At 70.5% G+C, this 16,440-nt stretch carries 15 protein-coding genes; 8 read left to right on the top strand and 7 right to left on the bottom strand.

What is annotated here, in order from left to right; all coding sequences use genetic code 11:
- Positions 1–93 precede the first annotated feature (93 nt).
- Positions 94–1,368 carry a TetR/AcrR family transcriptional regulator gene (locus V7Z82_RS06535; RefSeq protein WP_334149268.1) on the top strand — a complete coding sequence of 425 codons (1,275 nt, stop codon included), beginning with the start codon at positions 94–96 and terminating at the stop codon, positions 1,366–1,368.
- A gap of 299 nt (positions 1,369–1,667) precedes the next feature.
- Here V7Z82_RS06535 and recQ read toward each other — a convergent pair whose 3' ends face one another.
- Positions 1,668–3,734 (bottom strand): DNA helicase RecQ, encoded by a 2,067-nt coding sequence (gene recQ, locus V7Z82_RS06540; RefSeq protein WP_334149270.1) that lies wholly within the window; start codon positions 3,732–3,734, stop codon positions 1,668–1,670.
- Between the two features lie 113 nt (positions 3,735–3,847).
- Between recQ and V7Z82_RS06545 the strand changes: the two genes are divergently transcribed.
- Together V7Z82_RS06545 and V7Z82_RS06550 are read left to right on the top strand one after the other, a co-directional pair.
- Entirely contained in the window at positions 3,848–4,168 is a 321-nt protein-coding gene (locus V7Z82_RS06545; protein ID WP_334149272.1) for a GNAT family N-acetyltransferase, read from the top strand.
- The gene (locus tag V7Z82_RS06550) at positions 4,165–5,088 is read left to right on the top strand and encodes a pirin family protein (protein WP_334149274.1); all 924 of its coding nucleotides are present in this window, start codon (positions 4,165–4,167) and stop codon (positions 5,086–5,088) included. Before V7Z82_RS06545 ends, V7Z82_RS06550 begins: the two co-directional genes overlap by 4 nt.
- A 21-nt stretch (positions 5,089–5,109) precedes the next feature.
- On the opposite strand, the gene V7Z82_RS06555 is transcribed toward V7Z82_RS06550, so the two are convergent.
- From V7Z82_RS06555 to V7Z82_RS06580, 6 genes are all read right to left on the bottom strand, one after another.
- On the bottom strand, positions 5,110–6,567 hold the full coding sequence (locus V7Z82_RS06555; RefSeq protein ID WP_334149276.1) for a sodium/solute symporter: 1,458 nt from the start codon (positions 6,565–6,567) through the stop codon (positions 5,110–5,112).
- The gene (locus V7Z82_RS06560) at positions 6,564–6,938 is read right to left on the bottom strand and encodes a heavy metal transporter (RefSeq protein ID WP_334149279.1); all 375 of its coding nucleotides are present in this window, start codon (positions 6,936–6,938) and stop codon (positions 6,564–6,566) included. Before V7Z82_RS06560 ends, V7Z82_RS06555 begins: the two co-directional genes overlap by 4 nt.
- Positions 6,935–7,654, bottom strand: coding sequence for a LytR/AlgR family response regulator transcription factor (locus tag V7Z82_RS06565; RefSeq protein WP_334149885.1), 720 nt, complete (start codon positions 7,652–7,654; stop codon positions 6,935–6,937). The genes V7Z82_RS06560 and V7Z82_RS06565 overlap by 4 nt, the downstream gene beginning before the upstream one ends.
- A 41-nt stretch (positions 7,655–7,695) precedes the next feature.
- Positions 7,696–8,877, bottom strand: coding sequence for a sensor histidine kinase (locus V7Z82_RS06570; RefSeq protein ID WP_334149281.1), 1,182 nt, complete (start codon positions 8,875–8,877; stop codon positions 7,696–7,698).
- 138 nt (positions 8,878–9,015) lie between these two features.
- Complete coding sequence (locus V7Z82_RS06575) at positions 9,016–9,255, bottom strand: YbdD/YjiX family protein (RefSeq protein ID WP_442927596.1); 240 nt, start codon at positions 9,253–9,255, stop codon at positions 9,016–9,018.
- Positions 9,256–9,262: 7 nt separating this feature from the next.
- On the bottom strand, positions 9,263–11,545 hold the full coding sequence (locus tag V7Z82_RS06580) for a carbon starvation CstA family protein (protein WP_334149283.1): 2,283 nt from the start codon (positions 11,543–11,545) through the stop codon (positions 9,263–9,265).
- 173 nt (positions 11,546–11,718) lie between these two features.
- Between V7Z82_RS06580 and V7Z82_RS06585 the strand changes: the two genes are divergently transcribed.
- The 5 genes from V7Z82_RS06585 (at position 11,719) to V7Z82_RS06605 (ending at position 16,432) form a co-directional block, all read left to right on the top strand.
- Positions 11,719–12,261 (top strand): ECF transporter S component, encoded by a 543-nt coding sequence (locus V7Z82_RS06585; protein ID WP_334149285.1) that lies wholly within the window; start codon positions 11,719–11,721, stop codon positions 12,259–12,261.
- A gap of 89 nt (positions 12,262–12,350) precedes the next feature.
- Positions 12,351–14,045: an ABC transporter ATP-binding protein gene (locus tag V7Z82_RS06590; protein WP_334149287.1), complete on the top strand. Its 1,695-nt coding sequence runs from the start codon at positions 12,351–12,353 to the stop codon at positions 14,043–14,045.
- A gap of 13 nt (positions 14,046–14,058) precedes the next feature.
- Positions 14,059–14,889: an energy-coupling factor transporter transmembrane component T gene (locus V7Z82_RS06595; protein ID WP_334149289.1), complete on the top strand. Its 831-nt coding sequence runs from the start codon at positions 14,059–14,061 to the stop codon at positions 14,887–14,889.
- Positions 14,889–15,764 carry a siderophore-interacting protein gene (locus V7Z82_RS06600; RefSeq protein WP_334149291.1) on the top strand — a complete coding sequence of 292 codons (876 nt, stop codon included), beginning with the start codon at positions 14,889–14,891 and terminating at the stop codon, positions 15,762–15,764. Before V7Z82_RS06595 ends, V7Z82_RS06600 begins: the two co-directional genes overlap by 1 nt.
- The gene (locus tag V7Z82_RS06605; RefSeq protein WP_334149293.1) at positions 15,761–16,432 is read left to right on the top strand and encodes an ECF transporter S component; all 672 of its coding nucleotides are present in this window, start codon (positions 15,761–15,763) and stop codon (positions 16,430–16,432) included. Before V7Z82_RS06600 ends, V7Z82_RS06605 begins: the two co-directional genes overlap by 4 nt.
- Positions 16,433–16,440: the final 8 nt, after the last annotated feature.

Raw genomic sequence — 16,440 nt, forward strand, 5'->3', positions numbered from 1 at the left:
GCGCTGAGATGAAGATACACCAAAGTCGACCGATTGGTAAGTGAATACAGACCGCTTGGTAATCAGCGAGAATGGATGCAGGAGGAGGATGCGATGACGACCATGACGCCGACGGGCTCACGGCACGATCGCGCCGCCGCCACCCGGCAGCGCATCCTCACCGCCGCGCACGACCTGTTCGTCAGCAACGGCTATCGTTCGACGTCGCTGCGCGACATCGCAGCCGCGGCATCCGTGAGCCATCCAGGGCTCCTCGGCCACTTCCCCTCCAAGGAGGAACTGCTCGCCGAGGTCGTCGCCGAGCTCGAGGCCGACAATGAGGCCGTGTCGAACGGGCTGGCCGCAGCGGCTGAACCCGGCGAACTCATCTTCGCCGCGCTCGCCGAGCGCAACGCCCGCACCGAGGGATACCTCGAGCTGTTCGCGGCGCTCACCGGCGAAGCATCCGCCCCAGGGCACCCGGCACACGGACGTATGCGGGAGCGCTACGCCCGCCTGCGCAGACTCAGCGCCGACGTCCTCGAGGACGCCAAGTACCACGGGGTGGTCGCCGATGATCGCGACGTCGAGGGCGAGACCGTGCGGCACACCGCCGGCTGGGACGGTCTGCAGCTGCTCTCGCAGTACCTGCCGGACCGGGTCGACGTGGTCGAGATGCTCGAGGAGCGGGAGAGCCTGTGGGCGCTGCCGCTCGGCTGGCGGGATCCGGACGACGTGCCGTCCGGAGGTACACCGGCGGGGCCGCTCCCGCCGGTGTTCACCACGCCGGCCCCCGAGGGCGACCCCGGCTATGCGGTCGGTCGACGTCGGCGGGTGCAGATCGTCGCCGACGCGATGCGCCTGTTCGCACGTGACGGGTACGGCGACACGAGCCTGCGCGACATCGCGGACGCGGTCGGCGTCTCGAAGTCGACACTCCTGCACCACTACGCCTCGAAGGAGGCGCTGCTCAGCGCCGTGCTCGCCGAGCGCGACAGTGCGATCGGTGTGCACCAGGCCGTGGTCGCGCCCGCCTCGGCGGCCGATCTGCTGCGCAGCCTCCCGGAGGGCGCTGCGCACAGTGCGAGCGACGAGCCCGGCCTGATCGAGGTCTACGCCGTGCTCTCGTGCGAGGCGGTGCCGGCGGGCCATCCGGCCCACGAGTACTTCGAGACGCGGTTCGCTGATGCGATCGGCTACTTCACGGAGCTGTTCCGGCTGGCGCAGGTCGACGGCGATCTCCCGGAGCACCGCGACCCGGCGCACGAGGCGGTCTGGCTCATCGCGCTGTGGGACGGCCTGCAGTACCAGTGGCTGTACGACCGGGATGCCGTCGACACCGCCGCACAGCTGCGCGCGCACCTCGAGGACGTCCTGCCGGCGCGCTGAGCCGGGTCGCTGGACCTGCCCGTGCACAGGTCCTGGACTGATCCACCGAGGCTCGCTCGCGCGTGCGCCGCCGGGCAGGTGTCACAGATGGCCGCATCGACTCGTTCGAGCCGACCATTCGCGACACCTCCCCGCCGGGAGGGGGGCGCAGATTGCCGCATCCGCACGCGCGAAGCGGCCACACGTGACACCTCCTCCCGCGCGGCACGCCGCAGCGGCCTGCCGGTCACGCAGGCTTCACCCGCAGGCCGGTCACGCACCGGGCGCGACGCAGCACTCAGCTCGCGCGCGACGAATCCTCAGTTCGCGGCGACCACCGCGAGCACGCCGTCACCGTACGCCTCGCGCTTCTTCGCACCGATGCCGGTGATGCCCTCGAGGTCGGCGAGGGATGCCGGGCGGTGCTCGGCGAGTGCACGCAGCGTCGCGTCGCCGAACACGATGTACGCGGGGACGCCCTGCGCCTTCGCGGTCTCGGCACGCCACACCCGCAGCGCCTCGAACAGCGGACGATCGCCCTCGCCCAGCGCATCCGCCGCCGATGCCTTGCGGGCGCGAGTCGTGGTCGCGCGGCCGATCGTGTCCTTGCGCAGCGGCACCGGGGTCTCGCCGCGAAGCACACCCGCGGACTGCTCACCGGGAGCGAGGGTGCCGTAATCGCCCTGGGCGACGAGGATGCCGCGGGCGAGCAGCTGCCGCACGACGCTCCGCCAGTCCTGGTCCGACAGGTCGGCGCCGATGCCGTAGGTCGCGAGCTTCTCGTGGCCCTGCTGCCGGATGCGCTCGGTCGATGCGCCGCGGAGGATGTCGATCAGGTGTCCAGCGCCGAAGGACTGATTGCGCTCGCGCTTCAGCCGCACGATCGTGGACAGCAGCTTCTGCGCCGGGACGAGCCCGTCGAAGGTGGCCGTGTCCTCCAGGCACGTGTCGCAGTTGCCGCACGGCTGCGACTCCTGTCCGAAGTAGCCGAGCAGGTTCTGCCGGCGGCACTCCACGGTCTCGCAGAGCGCGAGCATCGCGTCGAGGTGCTGGCCCATCCGCATCTTGAACGTGCGGTCGCCCGGGCTCTGGTCGATGAGCCGGCGCTGCTGCACGACGTCGCCGAGTCCGTACGCCATCCACCCGACGGCTGGCTGGCCGTCTCGGCCCGCACGACCGGTCTCCTGGTAGTAGCCCTCGACCGATTTCGGCAGGTCGATGTGGGCGACGAAACGCACATCGGGCTTGTCGATGCCCATGCCGAAGGCGATCGTCGCGACCATGACGACGCCGTCCTCGCGGAGGAAGCGCGACTGGTTCGCCTGCCGCACCTCGGCGGGAAGCCCGGCGTGGTACGGGAGCGCGTCGAGGCCCTGCGCCGCGAGATAGGTCGCGGTCTGCTCGACGGACTTGCGGCTGAGCGCGTAGACGATGCCGGCTGCGCCAGGCTCCTGCGCCTTGATGAACGCGACGAGCTGCTTGCGGGGATCGACCTTCGGCACGATCCGGTACTGGATGTTCGGACGGTCGAAGCTCGCGACGAAGTGCTTCGCGGTGTCGAGGCGCAGGCGCTCGGTGAGCTCCTGGTGCGTCGCGCGGGTCGCGGTGGCCGTCAGCGCCATGCGCGGCACCCCGGGGAACCGCTCGCCCAGGTCGCCGAGCGCGAGGTAGTCGGGGCGGAAGTCGTGGCCCCACTGCGAGACGCAGTGCGCTTCATCGATCGCGATCACGCTGAGCGTGCCGCGCTGCAGCAGCGCGGTGGTCTGCGGGCTCGACAGCCGCTCGGGCGCGACGTAGATGAGGTCGAGCTCGCCGGCGACGTACGCCCGCTCGACTTCGCGCCGCTCGTCGATCGACTGCGTCGAGTTGAGGTACGCGGCACTGACGCCGTTGGCGCGCAGCGCATCGACCTGATCATGCATGAGGGCGATCAGCGGGCTGATCACGAGGCCGGTGCCCTCGCGCACGAGCGCCGGCACCTGGTACGTGATGCTCTTGCCGCCACCGGTGGGCATCAGCACGACCGCATCGCCGCCGGCGATCACCTGGTCGACGATCGCCGCCTGATCGCCGCGGAACTCGTCGTAGCCGAAGACGGTGTGCAGAGCCGCACCGGCGGTCGGGTACCGACTCGGCGTCGCCCTGCGCGCAGCAGCAGGCACCCCGGCCGGCCGGGATGATGCCGGACGAGCGGATGCCGCGGTCACCGGCGTCACCGGACCGGGGCCCCAGTCCAGCGGCGGCTCGAAGCCCGCTCCCTGCGGCTCCCAGTCCATCGGCTCCGGCGGCTCTGACGGCTCCCAGCCGTCGTCGTACGGTTCGTCGGCGTACCCGTCGACAGGCTCAGGGACCCATCCTGCGTACGGGTCACGGGGAGTCTGCGGCATCCCTCCAGCGTAACGACCCCCGCCCACCTTCGCGCCGACCCGTCCACCGCCGGCGCCGCCCCCGCCGCCCGGGGCGGGCGTAGGTTAAGCGGAGACGATCGAAGGAGCATCCGATGACCGCTGTCACCATCACCCGCAACGACGACACCTCGCGCTACGAGATCCGCTCCGACGACGTGCTCGCGGGGTTCGCGGAGTTCGAGCTGCGCCCTGGCGCTGTGCGCTTCACGCACACCGAGGTCGACCCCGCGTTCCAGGGGCAGGGCCTCGCGGGCAAGCTCGCCGCCTACGCACTCGCGGATGCTGCGGCATCCGACCATGCGATCGTGCCGCTGTGCCCGTACATCGCGAAGTACCTCGAGACGCACGAGATCGAGGGCGCGGAGATCCGCTGGCCGAAGCGCTCAGCCACGACCACCGAAGACCCGGAATGATCGGCGCGCGCCGCCTGCTCCTCGAACCCCGCGAGGTGCCGCTCGGCGGAGTCCGCGGGATGACGGTGCTGCGAGCGCTGCCGCATCGCAACCTGCCGACGATCGGCGCCTGGTGCTTCCTCGACCGCTTCGGTCCTGCCGACACCCGGATGCGCGTCGAGCCGCATCCGCACATCGGGCTGCAGACCGTGACCTGGCCGCTCGTCGGCGAGATCCGCCACCGCGACTCGCTCGGCAGCGACGCGGACCTGCGCCGCGGCCAGCTGAACCTGATGACGGCCGGCAACGGCATCTCGCACTCGGAGTATTCGATCGGCGACGAGCCGATCCCTCTCGATGCGCTGCAGTTCTGGGTCGTGCTGCCGGAGTCGGCTCGCCACGGCGAGGCAGGGTTCGAGCGGCACACCGACCTGCCGACCCTCACGGTGACGGCTGTTGCAGGGACGGATGCCGAGGCCACCGTCGTGCTCGGCGAGTTCGCCGGCGTGCGCTCCCCCGCCACCGTGCACACGCCGATCGTCGGCGCCGAGATCGTGCTGGCGGCCGGATCGACGGTTCGGCTGCCGCTGCGCCCCGAGTGGGAGCACGCCCTGATGCTCGTCGATGGCGATGGCGATGTCGTGGTGGCGGAGCATCTGCTCGATCGCAACGGGCTCCTGTATCTCGGCGACTCGCGCGACGAGGTCGAGGTCTCCACGACCGAGGGTGCGCTGCTGTTCGTCCTCGGCGGCGAGCCGTTCGAGGACGAGATCGTGATGTGGTGGAACTTCGCCGGACGCACGCACGAGGAGATCGTCGCGGCTCGCGAGGAGTGGGAGGCCGAGTCCGCCCGGTTCGGAACGGTCGACGGTCACGACGTGCGCATCCCGGCCCCGCCGCTGCCCCCGGTTCGGCTGATGCCGCGCAGCCGCACACTCTGACGCGGTCCTGGATGCTGCCGCTCAGGCCCGCTCCGGCGTGTGCACGCGCGCCAGGAACCGGTCGGTGCGCGTCGACGGACCGCGCGGATCGAGCAGCGAGACCGCGACCGTGACCCCCGCGGCGAGCGGGATCGTCCACGCGGCGGGCTGCGCGAGATAGGGCGCTGCCGCCCCGACACCGTCGATCAGCGCGTGCACGAGCAGCGCGAGGCCGGCGGCCAGGCCGCCGGACACCATGCCGGCGACCGCTCCGCGTGCGGTGAGCCCGCGCCACCAGACGCCGAGCAGCACCACCGGCGAGAGCGTCGAGGCCGCCACCACGAACACGACGCCGACGCTCGAGCCGAGTCCTGCGGGGGCCGTGAGCAGGGCGACCGCGAGCGGCACGAGGGCGCAGAGCACGGCCGAGAGCCGGAACGAGCGGACCGAGCCGGAGAACACGTCCTGGCTGATCACGCCGGCGAGCGACACCACGAGTCCGGCCGAGGTCGCCAGGAACGCCGCGAACGCCCCGGCAACGATCAGCGCCGTGAGCAGCTCGCCGAACACGCCGGGGAAGACGCGCGACGGCAGGAGCAGCACGACGGTGTCGGCGATGCCAGGCACCGCGAGGTCGGGAGCCGCGATCCGGGCGAGCAGGCCCATGGTGCTCGAGACGGCGTAGAACGCACTGACCATCGCGATCACGATCACGGTCGTCCGTCGGGCCGACACCCCGGTCGGGCTCGTGTAGAACCGCACGAGCACGTGCGGGAGTCCCATCGTGCCGAGCAGCAGTGCGAGCAGCAGGGATGCGGTCTCGTAGGCGTCGAACCCGGAGGGCCCCGCCTCGGCCGGGAACACGAGCGCCGGGTCGAAGTCGTGCGGCCCGCCGCTCAGCGCGAACGCGATGCACACGACAGGCACCAGGAGCGCCGTGAGCTTGAGCCAGTACTGGAATGCCTGCACGTAGGTGATGGCACGCATGCCGCCAGCCGCCACCGCTGCGGCGACCAGCACCGCGACCGTGACGGCGCCGACCCACTCTGGCACGCCGGCCACGACCAGCAGCGTGATGCCGGCGCCGTGCAGCTGCGGCACGATGTACAGCCAGCCGATGATGAGCACCGCGATGCTCGTGACCCGGCGCGCCGAGGTGGACTCCAGCCGCGCCTCCATGAAGTCGGGGATCGTGTACGCGCCGCTGCGGCGGAGCGGAGCGGCGACGAAGGCGAGCACGAGCAGATACCCGGCCGCGTAGCCGATCGGGAACCAGAACCCGCGGGCACCGTCGAGCAGCACCAGGCCGGAGAGTCCGAGGAAGGTGCCGGCCGAGAGGTACTCGCCGCTGATGGCCGAGGCGTTCCACACCGGTCGCACCGTTCGGGAGGCGACGAAGAAGTCGCTCGTGGTGCGCGAGATCCGCAGCCCGTAGACGCCGATGAGCAGGGTCGCGATCACGACGAGCGCGACGCCGACCAGGTCCATCACGGCGTTCATTCGCGGTCCCGCAGCGCACGGTACCGGCGCTCGTTGCGCGCGGCGGTGCGCACGTACAGCACCGCGAACACCAGGATGATCGGATAGAACGCGTACGCCTGCAGCACCCACGACAGCGGCAGCCCCCACACGACGAGTTCACCGATCTCTGGGATCAGCGCGATCGTCAGGGTCAGGGCGATCACCACGAGCACGAAGCCGGCGACCGTGCCGAGCGCGAGCCGCAGCTGGCTGCGCATCAGGGCTCTGGCGTACACGGCATCCGCCTCGTCGACCGGCGAGCCGGGCAGCGCGATGCCGCGCGTGAACGGAGCCGAGCGTCGTGCCGGCACATCGGCCGTCACGCGCACGCGCTTCGGCGCCTCGGTCATCCTGCGCCCTCGCCACGGACGAGCGCGTCGCGGACCGCCGGCACGAGTCGGCGGCTGACCGGCAGCGCGGCGTCGCCGACCACGACCGACGGTTCAGCGCCCGACAGTCGCACCTCGGTGACGGCGGATGTCCGCACGAGCGACGATCGATGGATGCGCAGGAATCCGGCATCAGCCCATCGCGTCTCGAGCTCCGAGATCGGCACGCGGACGAGATGCCCGAGTCCGTCGCCCGTGTGCAGTCGCGAGTAGTCGCCCTGCGCCTGCACCCACCGCACCTCGCTGCGGCGCACGAACCGCACGATCGACCCGACCGTGACCGGCAGCATCTCGTCATCGCCGGATGCCGCGGCGTCGCCGAGCTCGACGACGCGGTCGATCGAACGACGCAGCCGCTCTGCCCGCACCGGCTTCAGCAGGTAGTCGACGGCGCGCAGCTCGAAGGCCTCGACGGCCCTGGCCTCATCGGCCGTCACGAAGACGACGGCCGGCGGGGCGGCGAGCGCGAGCAGCGACCGCGCGAGGTCGGTGCCCAGCAGCCCGGGCATGTGGATGTCGAGGAAGGCGATGCGCACCGCACGCTCGGAGAGCTGCCGCAGCGCGTCGGCGCCGGAGGTCGCGGTGAGGATCTCGCCGACGCGCTCGTCGGTGCGCAGCAGGTGCACGAGCTCGTCGAGCGCCGGCTTCTCGTCGTCGGCGACGAGGACGTCGATCATGCGCGCCTCGCTCCAGGTCTCGGTCGTCCGTGCACGGGTCATCACTCGGTGTCAGGGTCGTGCAGCGGCTGCGACTTCGGCACCCGCATGCGCACCAGGGTACCTGCGCCGGTGTTCGTCTCGATCACGAGCCCGCCGTCGCTGCCGTAGAGCTGCCGCAGTCGGGTGTCGACGTTGCGCAGCCCGACGTGCAGACCGTCGTCACCGGCGGTGAGCGTCGCTCTGAGGCCCTCGGGGTCCATGCCGACACCGTCGTCCTCGACCGTGATCTCGGTGTGGGTGCCGTCGTCATGCGAGACGATGCGGATCTCGCCGCCGCCCTCGCCGGGCTCGAGCCCGTGCCGCACCGCGTTCTCGACGAGCGGCTGCACGGAGAGGAACGGGATGACGGTGGCGAGGGTCTCCGGCGCGATCTGCAGTGTCACGCGCAGGCGATCGCCGAAGCGCGCGCGTTCGAGTTCCAGGTAGGAATGGATGCTGCCGAGCTCCTCGGCCAGGGTCGTGAACTCCCCCTGGCGACGGAAGGAGTAGCGGGTGAAGTCGGCGAACTCGAGCACGAGCTCGCGGGCTCGGGCGGGGTCGGTGAGGATGAACGAGGCGATGGCCGTGAGGGCGTTGTAGATGAAGTGCGGCGAGATCTGCGCACGCAGCGATCGCAGCTCCGCCTCGGCGAGCTGGGTGCGTGAGGCGTCGAGACCGCCGAGCTCGACCTGTGCGGCGCACCAGTCGGCGACCTCCTCCGCCGCCCGGACGAGCGCCGCCGGCACCGGGGCCGCGAACGCGACGACGACCCCGACCACGCGGCCGTCGACCAGGATCGGCGCACCCACGGCCGCCAGATCGTCGTCGGGCCCAGGAGCCGGGAACACCTGCCGCCGCCCCGATGCTCTGACCTGGGTCGCGATGCGCAGCGCCGCCGACTCCAGCCCGTCGGACGGACCGTCGAACGACACGGTGTCGTCGTCGCTCACGATCGCCACGGCCGCGCTGCCGAGCAGGACCCGCAGATGCCGTGCCGCCTTGACCACGTCCGGCGCCGAGAGCCCGGCACGCAGGTGCGGTGCCGCGAGGCTCGCGTGGTGCAGCGCGGTGAGCGCGGCCTGCTCCGCGTCGCTGCCCAGGTCCGGCGCCCGGCGCGCGAGCCGCCGCGCGAGGAGCAGGAGCACCGAGAGCACGATGCCGCCGAGCACGCCGAGGATCGCGGCGAGGACGACGTCGGTCATGGGTTCAGCCTAGGCAGTGACATCGCCCGCCTTCGGTCACTTCTGCGGCCCGATCCACCTCGTGCGGCTGGAAGGAGGCGTATCGACCGCAGAAGATGGACATGGCCGCAGAACGAGCGCGTTCAGCACCAGCGCGTCTCAGCAGCACCTGGCACCGGGGTTGCGATCCTGGTCGTCCATCCGCTGCCGCCAGAACTGCCGCTCGGTCATCGGCTCCTCCCCCGGATGCGCGCGCCCGTGATGGGCGACATACGTCGCGTACGCCGTGTCGCCCATCAAGGTCGTCATGTACCAGCGGATGCCGCGGCCGACCCGCCCCACGGCGCCGAGCAGCGCGCGCAGCGGGGTGGTCGCGGCATCCGTGTGATCCGTCATCATGCGCTCATCAGTGGCTCGACGCCTTGCGGTCGTCGGCCAGGAGCGGCTCCCACTGCTTCTCCAGCTCGCGCTCTGCCGCGTTCGGCAGGAAGCCGGCCGGGGCGAAGCGCCGGGAGGCGACCGGGGCCTCCTCGGTGTTCTCGCCACCGCCGTTGCGGATCGCCTTGATCGTCACGATCACCGCAGCCACCATCACGACGATGGCGAGGGTGACGAAGATGATCGACAGGGTGCCCTGCACCGCGGTGTTGCGGATGACGGCGTCGAGCACCTCGGGTGCTCCGAGCGAGGTGTCGCCGGAGTCGCGGGCGGTCACGTACTTGAAGTGGTTCGCCCAGTAGCCGATCGCGGGGACCGGGGAGAGGATCTTGTACAGCGAAGCCGTGATCGTGACGACCGCGGTGAACGCGAGCGGCAGCCCGATGATCCACAGCCACTTGACGTAGCTCCGACCGCGCTTGGCGACGATGGCCAGGACCACGGCGAGCGCGATCGCGGCGAGCAGCTGGTTCGCGATGCCGAACAGCGGGAAGAAGGTGTTGATGCCGCCGAGCGGATCGGTGACGCCGAGGATGAGGATCGCTCCCCAGCCGGCCACCATGATCGCGGTGCAGATCCAGACGCCGGGGCGCCAGGAGACGTCACGGAACTTGGGGAACCAGGCGCCGATCGAGTCCTGCAGCATGAAGCGGGCGACGCGGGTGCCGGCGTCCACCGCGGTGAGGATGAACAGCGCCTCGAACATGATCGCGAAGTGGTACCAGAACGCCATCATCGCCTGACCGCCGAGCGCCTGCTGCATGATGTGCGCGAGGCCGAGCGCGAGCGTCGGCGCACCACCCGTGCGGGAGACGATCGACTCCTCGCCGACTGCCTGGGCCGTGCCGGTGAGCATCTCGGGCGTGAGGTTCACCCCCGTCAGCCCCAGGGAGTTGACGAAGGCCACGGCCCCTTCGACCGTGCCCCCGGTCGCAGCCGTCGGCGCGTTCATCGCGAAGTAGATGCCCTGGTCGATCGAGATCGCGGCGACGAGCGCCATGATCGCGACGAACGACTCCATCAGCATCCCGCCGTACCCGATGAAGCGCGTCTGGCGCTCCTTCTCGATGAGCTTCGGGGTGGTGCCGGAGGCGATCAGCGCGTGGAAGCCCGACAACGCGCCGCAGGCGATCGTCACGAACAGGAAGGGGAAGAGCGGACCCGCGAACACGGGACCCATGCCGTTCTCGCCGAAGACGCTGACCGCGGGGACCGTGATCTCGGGGCGGACCAGGATGATCGCTCCGGCCAGCATCACGATCACACCGATCTTCATGAAGGTCGACAGGTAGTCGCGGGGAGCCAGCAGCAGCCAGACCGGGAGCACCGCGGCGATGAAGCCGTAGATGATGATGCCCCACGCGATGGTGGTGCGGTCGAGGTGGAAGATCGCCTGGCCCCAGTCGGTGCCGGCGACCCAGCCGCCGCCGATGATCGCGGCCATCAGCAGCACGAAGCCGATGATCGACACCTCGGTGACCTTGCCCGGGCGCAGGAAGCGCAGGTAGATGCCCATGAAGATGGCGATCGGGATGGTCATCGCGACCGAGAAGACGCCCCAGGGGCTCTCGCCGAGCGCGTTGACGACGACGAGCGCGAGGATCGCGACGATGATCAGCATGATCAGCAGCGAGGCGATGATCGCGGCGGTGCCGCCGATGCGACCGAGCTCCTGTCGCGCCATCTGGCCGATCGTGCGGCCGCCTCGGCGCATCGAGAAGAAGAGGACCGTGTAGTCCTGCACGGCACCGGCGAGCACGACGCCGACGATGATCCAGATCGTGCCGGGCAGGTAGCCCATCTGCGCTGCGAGCACCGGGCCGACGAGTGGGCCTGCGCCCGCGATCGCGGCGAAGTGGTGACCGTAGAGCACGCGGCGGTCTGTCGGGACGTAGTCCTTGCCGTCCTGCTTGACCTCGGCCGGGGTGGCGCGGCGGTCGTCAGGGCGGGTGATGTACTTCTCGATCACCTTCGAGTAGAAGCGGTAGCCGATCAGATACGTGCAGACGGCAGCGAACACGAACCAGATCGCGTTGACGGTCTCACCGCGGACGATCGCGAGCATCGTCCAGGCGAGGGCCCCGAGCAGGGCGATCGCCGCCCACAGGATGATCTTGGGCAGCGTCCAGCGATTCGCCTTCTCGTGGTGCTCATCGGAGAGGGCGACGGATGGGAGCTTCGGATCGGTGACGATGTCGGGTTCGTCATCGACGGTTCCGGCACCGCGGCGCCGCGACGAAGGTGCAGTCATGGGGTTCTCCTCGGTGTGCGCATCATTGCGTTGTCCAACGCTATGAAGGCGTGCGTGCGCGCAGACGACGGAGAGCGGATGCTGCGACGAGCGGCGCCGACCGCGCGACGAACGGGCGATTTCTCCCGGTCGCCGCGGGGCATCCGCCTCATTCGCGCAACTAGGCTGGAACCGTGGCCCGAACCCCCGTCCTGTCGACCCGCGTGCTGCTCGTCTGCGCGGCGATCGGGGTCGCCACCGGCATCATCGGCGGCATCGCCGGACTGCTGACGCCGGTCGTGCTGGTCGCCGCGCCGTGGGCATACGGCCTGCTGCTCGGCTCGCACGTGCTGCCCGGCATCATCGCGCAGGAGGTGCTGCGCCGACCGCTCGTCGCCCTGGTCACCCACTTCATCGCCGCGCTCGTCGCCAGCGCGTTCAACCCGGCCTGGTCGCTGCGCTTCATCGGCACCGCCCTGTTGTTCGGTGCGATCCAGGAGGGCGTCGCCGCACTCACCCGCTATCGGGCGTGGGGTCCGTGGCGCTTCTTCATCTCGGCGGCGGTGATCGGCGTGATCGTGGCGGTCGTCGTGTTCTTCGCGGCGCATCTGGGCTCATTGGCGCTGTGGGCGCAGATCGCGTACCTCGCCCTCTCGGTGCTCGGCCCGATCGGCTGGACCGCGGTCGGCCTCGGTGTCGGCACGGCGCTGAGCCGCGCGGGTGTGGCTCGACGCTGAGTTCGCGTCCGCCGCGAGATCGAGCGTGGCAACACAGGTAAGGCTCAGCTAAGTTAGTACGGTACGTTCCACCGACCCGGGGTTCCGCCGTGCGCTCATCCGCGCCTCTTCTCCGCGTGCGTGATCTCTCCCTCACCCACGCCGATGCCGCGCACCCATCGCCCGGGAACGTCACCTTCGACATCGCGCCCGGCGAGGTCGTGCTGCTGCTCGGCCCGTCGGGGTCGGGCAAGTCCACGCTCACGCTCGCGTTGAACGGACTGATCCCGCACGCGCTGCCGGCGACGATGACCGGGACCGTCGAGGCGGGTGGGATCGACACGGCATCCGCGCAGACCGCCACGCTCAGCACCCACGTGGCGATGGTGTTCCAGGACCCGGATGCCCAGATCGTCACCGGCACCGTGTACGACGAGGTCGCGTTCGGGCCCGAGAACCTGCTGCTCTCCCTCGACGAGGTGCGCGCACGCACCGAGCACTCGCTGCGCCGGGTGGGCCTCTGGGAGCGCCGCGACGAGAACCCGGATCGGCTCTCCGGCGGTGGACGCCAGCGCCTCGCGATCGCCTGTGCACTCGCGATGGGCTCGCCGCTGATCGTGCTCGACGAGCCGACGGCGAACCTCGATCCGCAGGGCATCGACGATGTGTACGCAGCGCTCGTCGATGTCGTCGCGACCGGCGACCGGGCGATCCTGCTGGTGGAGCACAACCTCGACGCCGCGATGGGCTTCGTCACCCGCACGATCGTGCTCGACCGCGCTGGCACGGTCGTGTTCGACGGTCCGGCCGCCGAGATCATCCGCACCCACGCCGAGGAGCTCGTGGCGATGGGCGTGTGGTTGCCGGCGGCGACGCTCGCCGCGCTGCGACTGCGCGCTGAAGGCGCGCCGCTGACCCCGCTCCCCCTCACCGCCGACGAGCTCGCCGTCGCGCTCGACGCGCACCCGGGTGTCGCGGATATCGCCCGTGCGGTCACGCCGACGGCATCCGTGGCGTCGACGCCCGTCATCCGGGCACGGGGACTGACGGTCACACGTCACCGCACCGAGATCCTGCACGGCGTCGATCTCGATGTCGAGCAGGGCAGCCTGACCGCGATCGTCGGCGCGAACGGCGCCGGCAAGACGACGCTCATCCAGGCGCTCGCCGGTGTCGTGCCGCCGCCCAAGCGGCAGGTCGACGTCGACGGGCTCGACCCGGCCACCGCCTCGCCGCGCGAGCTGGCGTCACGCATCGGCTTCGTGTTCCAGAATCCGGAGCATCAGTTCATCGCGCACACGGTGTTCGACGAGCTCGCGCACGGGCTGACCCTCCGACAGGCTCAGGGGCCCAAAGGCCAGCGGATGTCGGATGCCGAGGTCGCAGCGCGCGTCGAGGAGATGCTCGGCCGGTTCGGCCTCGAGCACAAGGCCGAGGTGCATCCGTTCCTGCTCTCCGGCGGTGAGAAGCGGCGGCTGTCGGTCGGCACGGCGCTCATCACACGTCCGCAGGTGCTCGCGCTCGACGAGCCCACGTTCGGGCAGGATCGCGCCCGTGCATCCGAGCTCCTCGATCTGCTGCGCGGGCTGCGCGACGAGGGCACCACGATCATGATCGTGACCCATGACCTGCAGCTGGTCGCGGAGCACACGACGCACACCGTGATCCTCGCGGACGGGCGGGTGCACGCCGCAGGGCGGACCGCCGAGCTCTTCCAGGACGAGCGCGTCTTCACCGATGCCGGGTTGCGGCTCCCTGCGCTGCAGCGCGTGCTGGCGACGCATCCGAGATCGGTGGAGTCATGAGCGGGGCCACGTCATGAGCGCCGCGATCTTCGATCCGTACGCGGCGATGGTCGCGACCTCGCGGCATCAGTTCCTGTACGCGCTGAACCCGCTCTCGAAGGTCGCGGGCCTCGCTCCCGCCATGGTGCTGCTGGTGTTCGTGCGCGACCTCGCGACGCCGGCCGCGTTCCTCGTGCTCGCGTACGCCCTGATCCTGTTCGGCGCCCGCATGACGGCGCGCGTGCTGCTCATCCTGTTGCTGGCGGTGCCGGTGGGGATGGCGGCGATCGGTCTGGGCTTCTCGCTGTGGGTGGATGCCGCGATCGTGAACGACACCGCACCGCTCGTGCAGATCGGCGACTGGACGCTGTTCGCCGGCGCGCTGCAGATCGGTTTCGCGACCGCCCTGCGTCTGGGGGCGATCGTCGCCCTCGCCCTCGTCGGCGGACTCACCACGAGCGGGCCCGATCTGGTGCGCGCGAGCGTCCAGCAGCTGCGGGTGCCGTATCGGATCGGGTACACCGCGCTCGCGGCGTTCCGATTCGTGCCGCGCTTCGGACATGAGCTCGCGGTCATCCGTGCGGCGCACCGGGTGCGCGGCCACCACGGCGGGCGCGGACCGTTCGCGCGGATCGCCCGCGGCTGGGGCTACATCGTGCCGTTGCTGGCCGGTGCGATCCGGCACGCCGAGCGCGTGGCCCTGGCGATGGACTCACGCGCCTTCGGCGCTCACCCGACGCGGACCGAGCGGCATCTGGTGCCGTTCCGTGCACGCGACACCGTCTTCATCGTGCTGTGCCTCGCGGCATCCGCGGTCATCTTCTTCATCTTCTTCCCCTGGCAGCTTCCCGGAAAGGCGTCCTGATGGCGTTCAGCAAGATGGTCAAGCCCGAGTCCACCGAGCTCATCCACCTGACGGTGCTGCGATCGGAGCGATTGTCGGCGCACTGGATCCGCGTGACGCTCGGCGGCGGTGAGGTCGAGAAGTTCCGGCACATGGGCTTCGATCAGTGGTTCCGCTTGTTCCTGCCGATCGGCGGCGATGCGGGGCTCGATCGCGTGCCGGCGAAGGCGAACAGGATGTTCGGGTATCTGAAGTTCCTGCGCATCCCCGACGGTGAGCGGCCGGTGATGCGCAACTACAGCGTGCGCGCATACCGGCCGGCGACGGCAGCCGCTGGTGCCGAGATCGATGTGGACTTCGTGCTGCACGGCTCGGCGTCCGACGGCACCGCCGGTCCTGCGTCGCGCTGGGCGGAGACGTGCACCCCCGGTGAGCACGTGCTGATCATCGACGAGGGCCTCACGTTCAATCCCGAGCGCGGCACGGCGCGCGTGCTGCTGGTCGGCGATGAGACGGCGCTGCCGGCGATCTCGTCGATCTGCGCGTCGCTGCCGTCGGATGCCACCGGCACCGCGATCATCGAGGTTCCGTCGGATGAGGATGCGCTGGAGTTCCCGCATCCGACCGGCATCGAGGTGGTCTGGATCATTCGTCCGCATGAGGAGCAGCCGGGCGCACTGGCCTTGACGGCGCTGCACACGACGGCGCTGCCGGATGCCCCGTTCCACGCCTACGCGGCCGGCGAGCAGGCCCTCGCTTCGGGTGTGCGCAAGCACCTGGTCGGTGAACGGGGCGTCGACAAGAACTCGGTCAGCTTCTGCGGCTACTGGAAGATCGGCGCGGCCTCCCCCGCGTCGAAGGCCGCTCGCGAGGCAGCGGCGGAGCCCCTCGCATGAGCGGGACGGATGCCGCCGGCGACGCTCTCCCGACAGACGCCCCTGCGCACATGGATGCTCCCGGTGATGCGCTCGCCACAGATACCGTTGCCGGCACTGCCGGCACGTCGGCGCCGCGGAAGGGCGGACGCTTCCGGTTCCCGACCGCGATCCTGCTCACGTGCGCCGCGCTCGGCGTCGCGGGTGGACTGCTCCTCGCACCGGCGAACTGGATCTCGACGATCTTGTTCCCGGGGCTCCCGTTCGTCAGCGTCGCGTTGGCTGGGCTGTGGCTGCTGCCGTCGGTGATCGCGCTCCGGCTCTTGCGCCGCCCGCTGGTGGGCTTGCTGGTCGGGCTGCTCGCGGGACTCGTCATCGTCCCGTTCTCGGGCTATGGGTTCGGCAGCGTCGCGACGAACCTCTGGTGGGCTGCCTTCACCGAGCTGCCGTTCCTCTTCGTGCTCTGGCGCTACTGGGGAACCTGGATGCACTACGTCGGCGCGGTCGTGGTCGGCATCGTCTATCCGATTCTCGCGTGGGCGTCGTTCAACCTCGGCGACATGACGGTCGGCGTGCGAATCGCCTTCTTCGCGATCACGATGGCAAGTTGCCTCGCCGGCACTGCTCTCGGCATCCTGATCGCCGACCGTCTCCGTCGCGCCGGCGTCGGCGGGCGTCGCCGTCCGTGAACTCGCAT

The sequence above is a fragment of the Microbacterium sp. genome, from assembly GCF_036823965.1.
GTDB lineage: Bacteria > Actinomycetota > Actinomycetes > Actinomycetales > Microbacteriaceae > Microbacterium.

Excerpts from the sequence above, each read along its gene's own strand:
- V7Z82_RS06545 (WP_334149272.1), top strand. The coding sequence starts at position 3,848 with ATGACCGCTGTCACCATCACCCGCAACGACGACACCTCGCGCTACGAG.
- V7Z82_RS06555 (WP_334149276.1), bottom strand. The coding sequence starts at position 6,567 with ATGAACGCCGTGATGGACCTGGTCGGCGTCGCGCTCGTCGTGATCGCG.
- V7Z82_RS06560 (WP_334149279.1), bottom strand. The coding sequence starts at position 6,938 with ATGACCGAGGCGCCGAAGCGCGTGCGCGTGACGGCCGATGTGCCGGCA.
- V7Z82_RS06605 (WP_334149293.1), top strand. The coding sequence starts at position 15,761 with ATGAGCGGGACGGATGCCGCCGGCGACGCTCTCCCGACAGACGCCCCT.
- V7Z82_RS06565 (WP_334149885.1), bottom strand. The coding sequence starts at position 7,654 with ATGATCGACGTCCTCGTCGCCGACGACGAGAAGCCGGCGCTCGACGAG.
- V7Z82_RS06575 (WP_442927596.1), bottom strand. The coding sequence starts at position 9,255 with ATGATGACGGATCACACGGATGCCGCGACCACCCCGCTGCGCGCGCTG.
- V7Z82_RS06595 (WP_334149289.1), top strand. The coding sequence starts at position 14,059 with ATGAGCGCCGCGATCTTCGATCCGTACGCGGCGATGGTCGCGACCTCG.
- V7Z82_RS06600 (WP_334149291.1), top strand. The coding sequence starts at position 14,889 with ATGGCGTTCAGCAAGATGGTCAAGCCCGAGTCCACCGAGCTCATCCAC.
- V7Z82_RS06580 (WP_334149283.1), bottom strand. The coding sequence starts at position 11,545 with ATGACTGCACCTTCGTCGCGGCGCCGCGGTGCCGGAACCGTCGATGAC.
- V7Z82_RS06550 (WP_334149274.1), top strand. The coding sequence starts at position 4,165 with ATGATCGGCGCGCGCCGCCTGCTCCTCGAACCCCGCGAGGTGCCGCTC.
- V7Z82_RS06535 (WP_334149268.1), top strand. The coding sequence starts at position 94 with ATGACGACCATGACGCCGACGGGCTCACGGCACGATCGCGCCGCCGCC.
- recQ (WP_334149270.1), bottom strand. The coding sequence starts at position 3,734 with ATGCCGCAGACTCCCCGTGACCCGTACGCAGGATGGGTCCCTGAGCCT.
- V7Z82_RS06570 (WP_334149281.1), bottom strand. The coding sequence starts at position 8,877 with ATGACCGACGTCGTCCTCGCCGCGATCCTCGGCGTGCTCGGCGGCATC.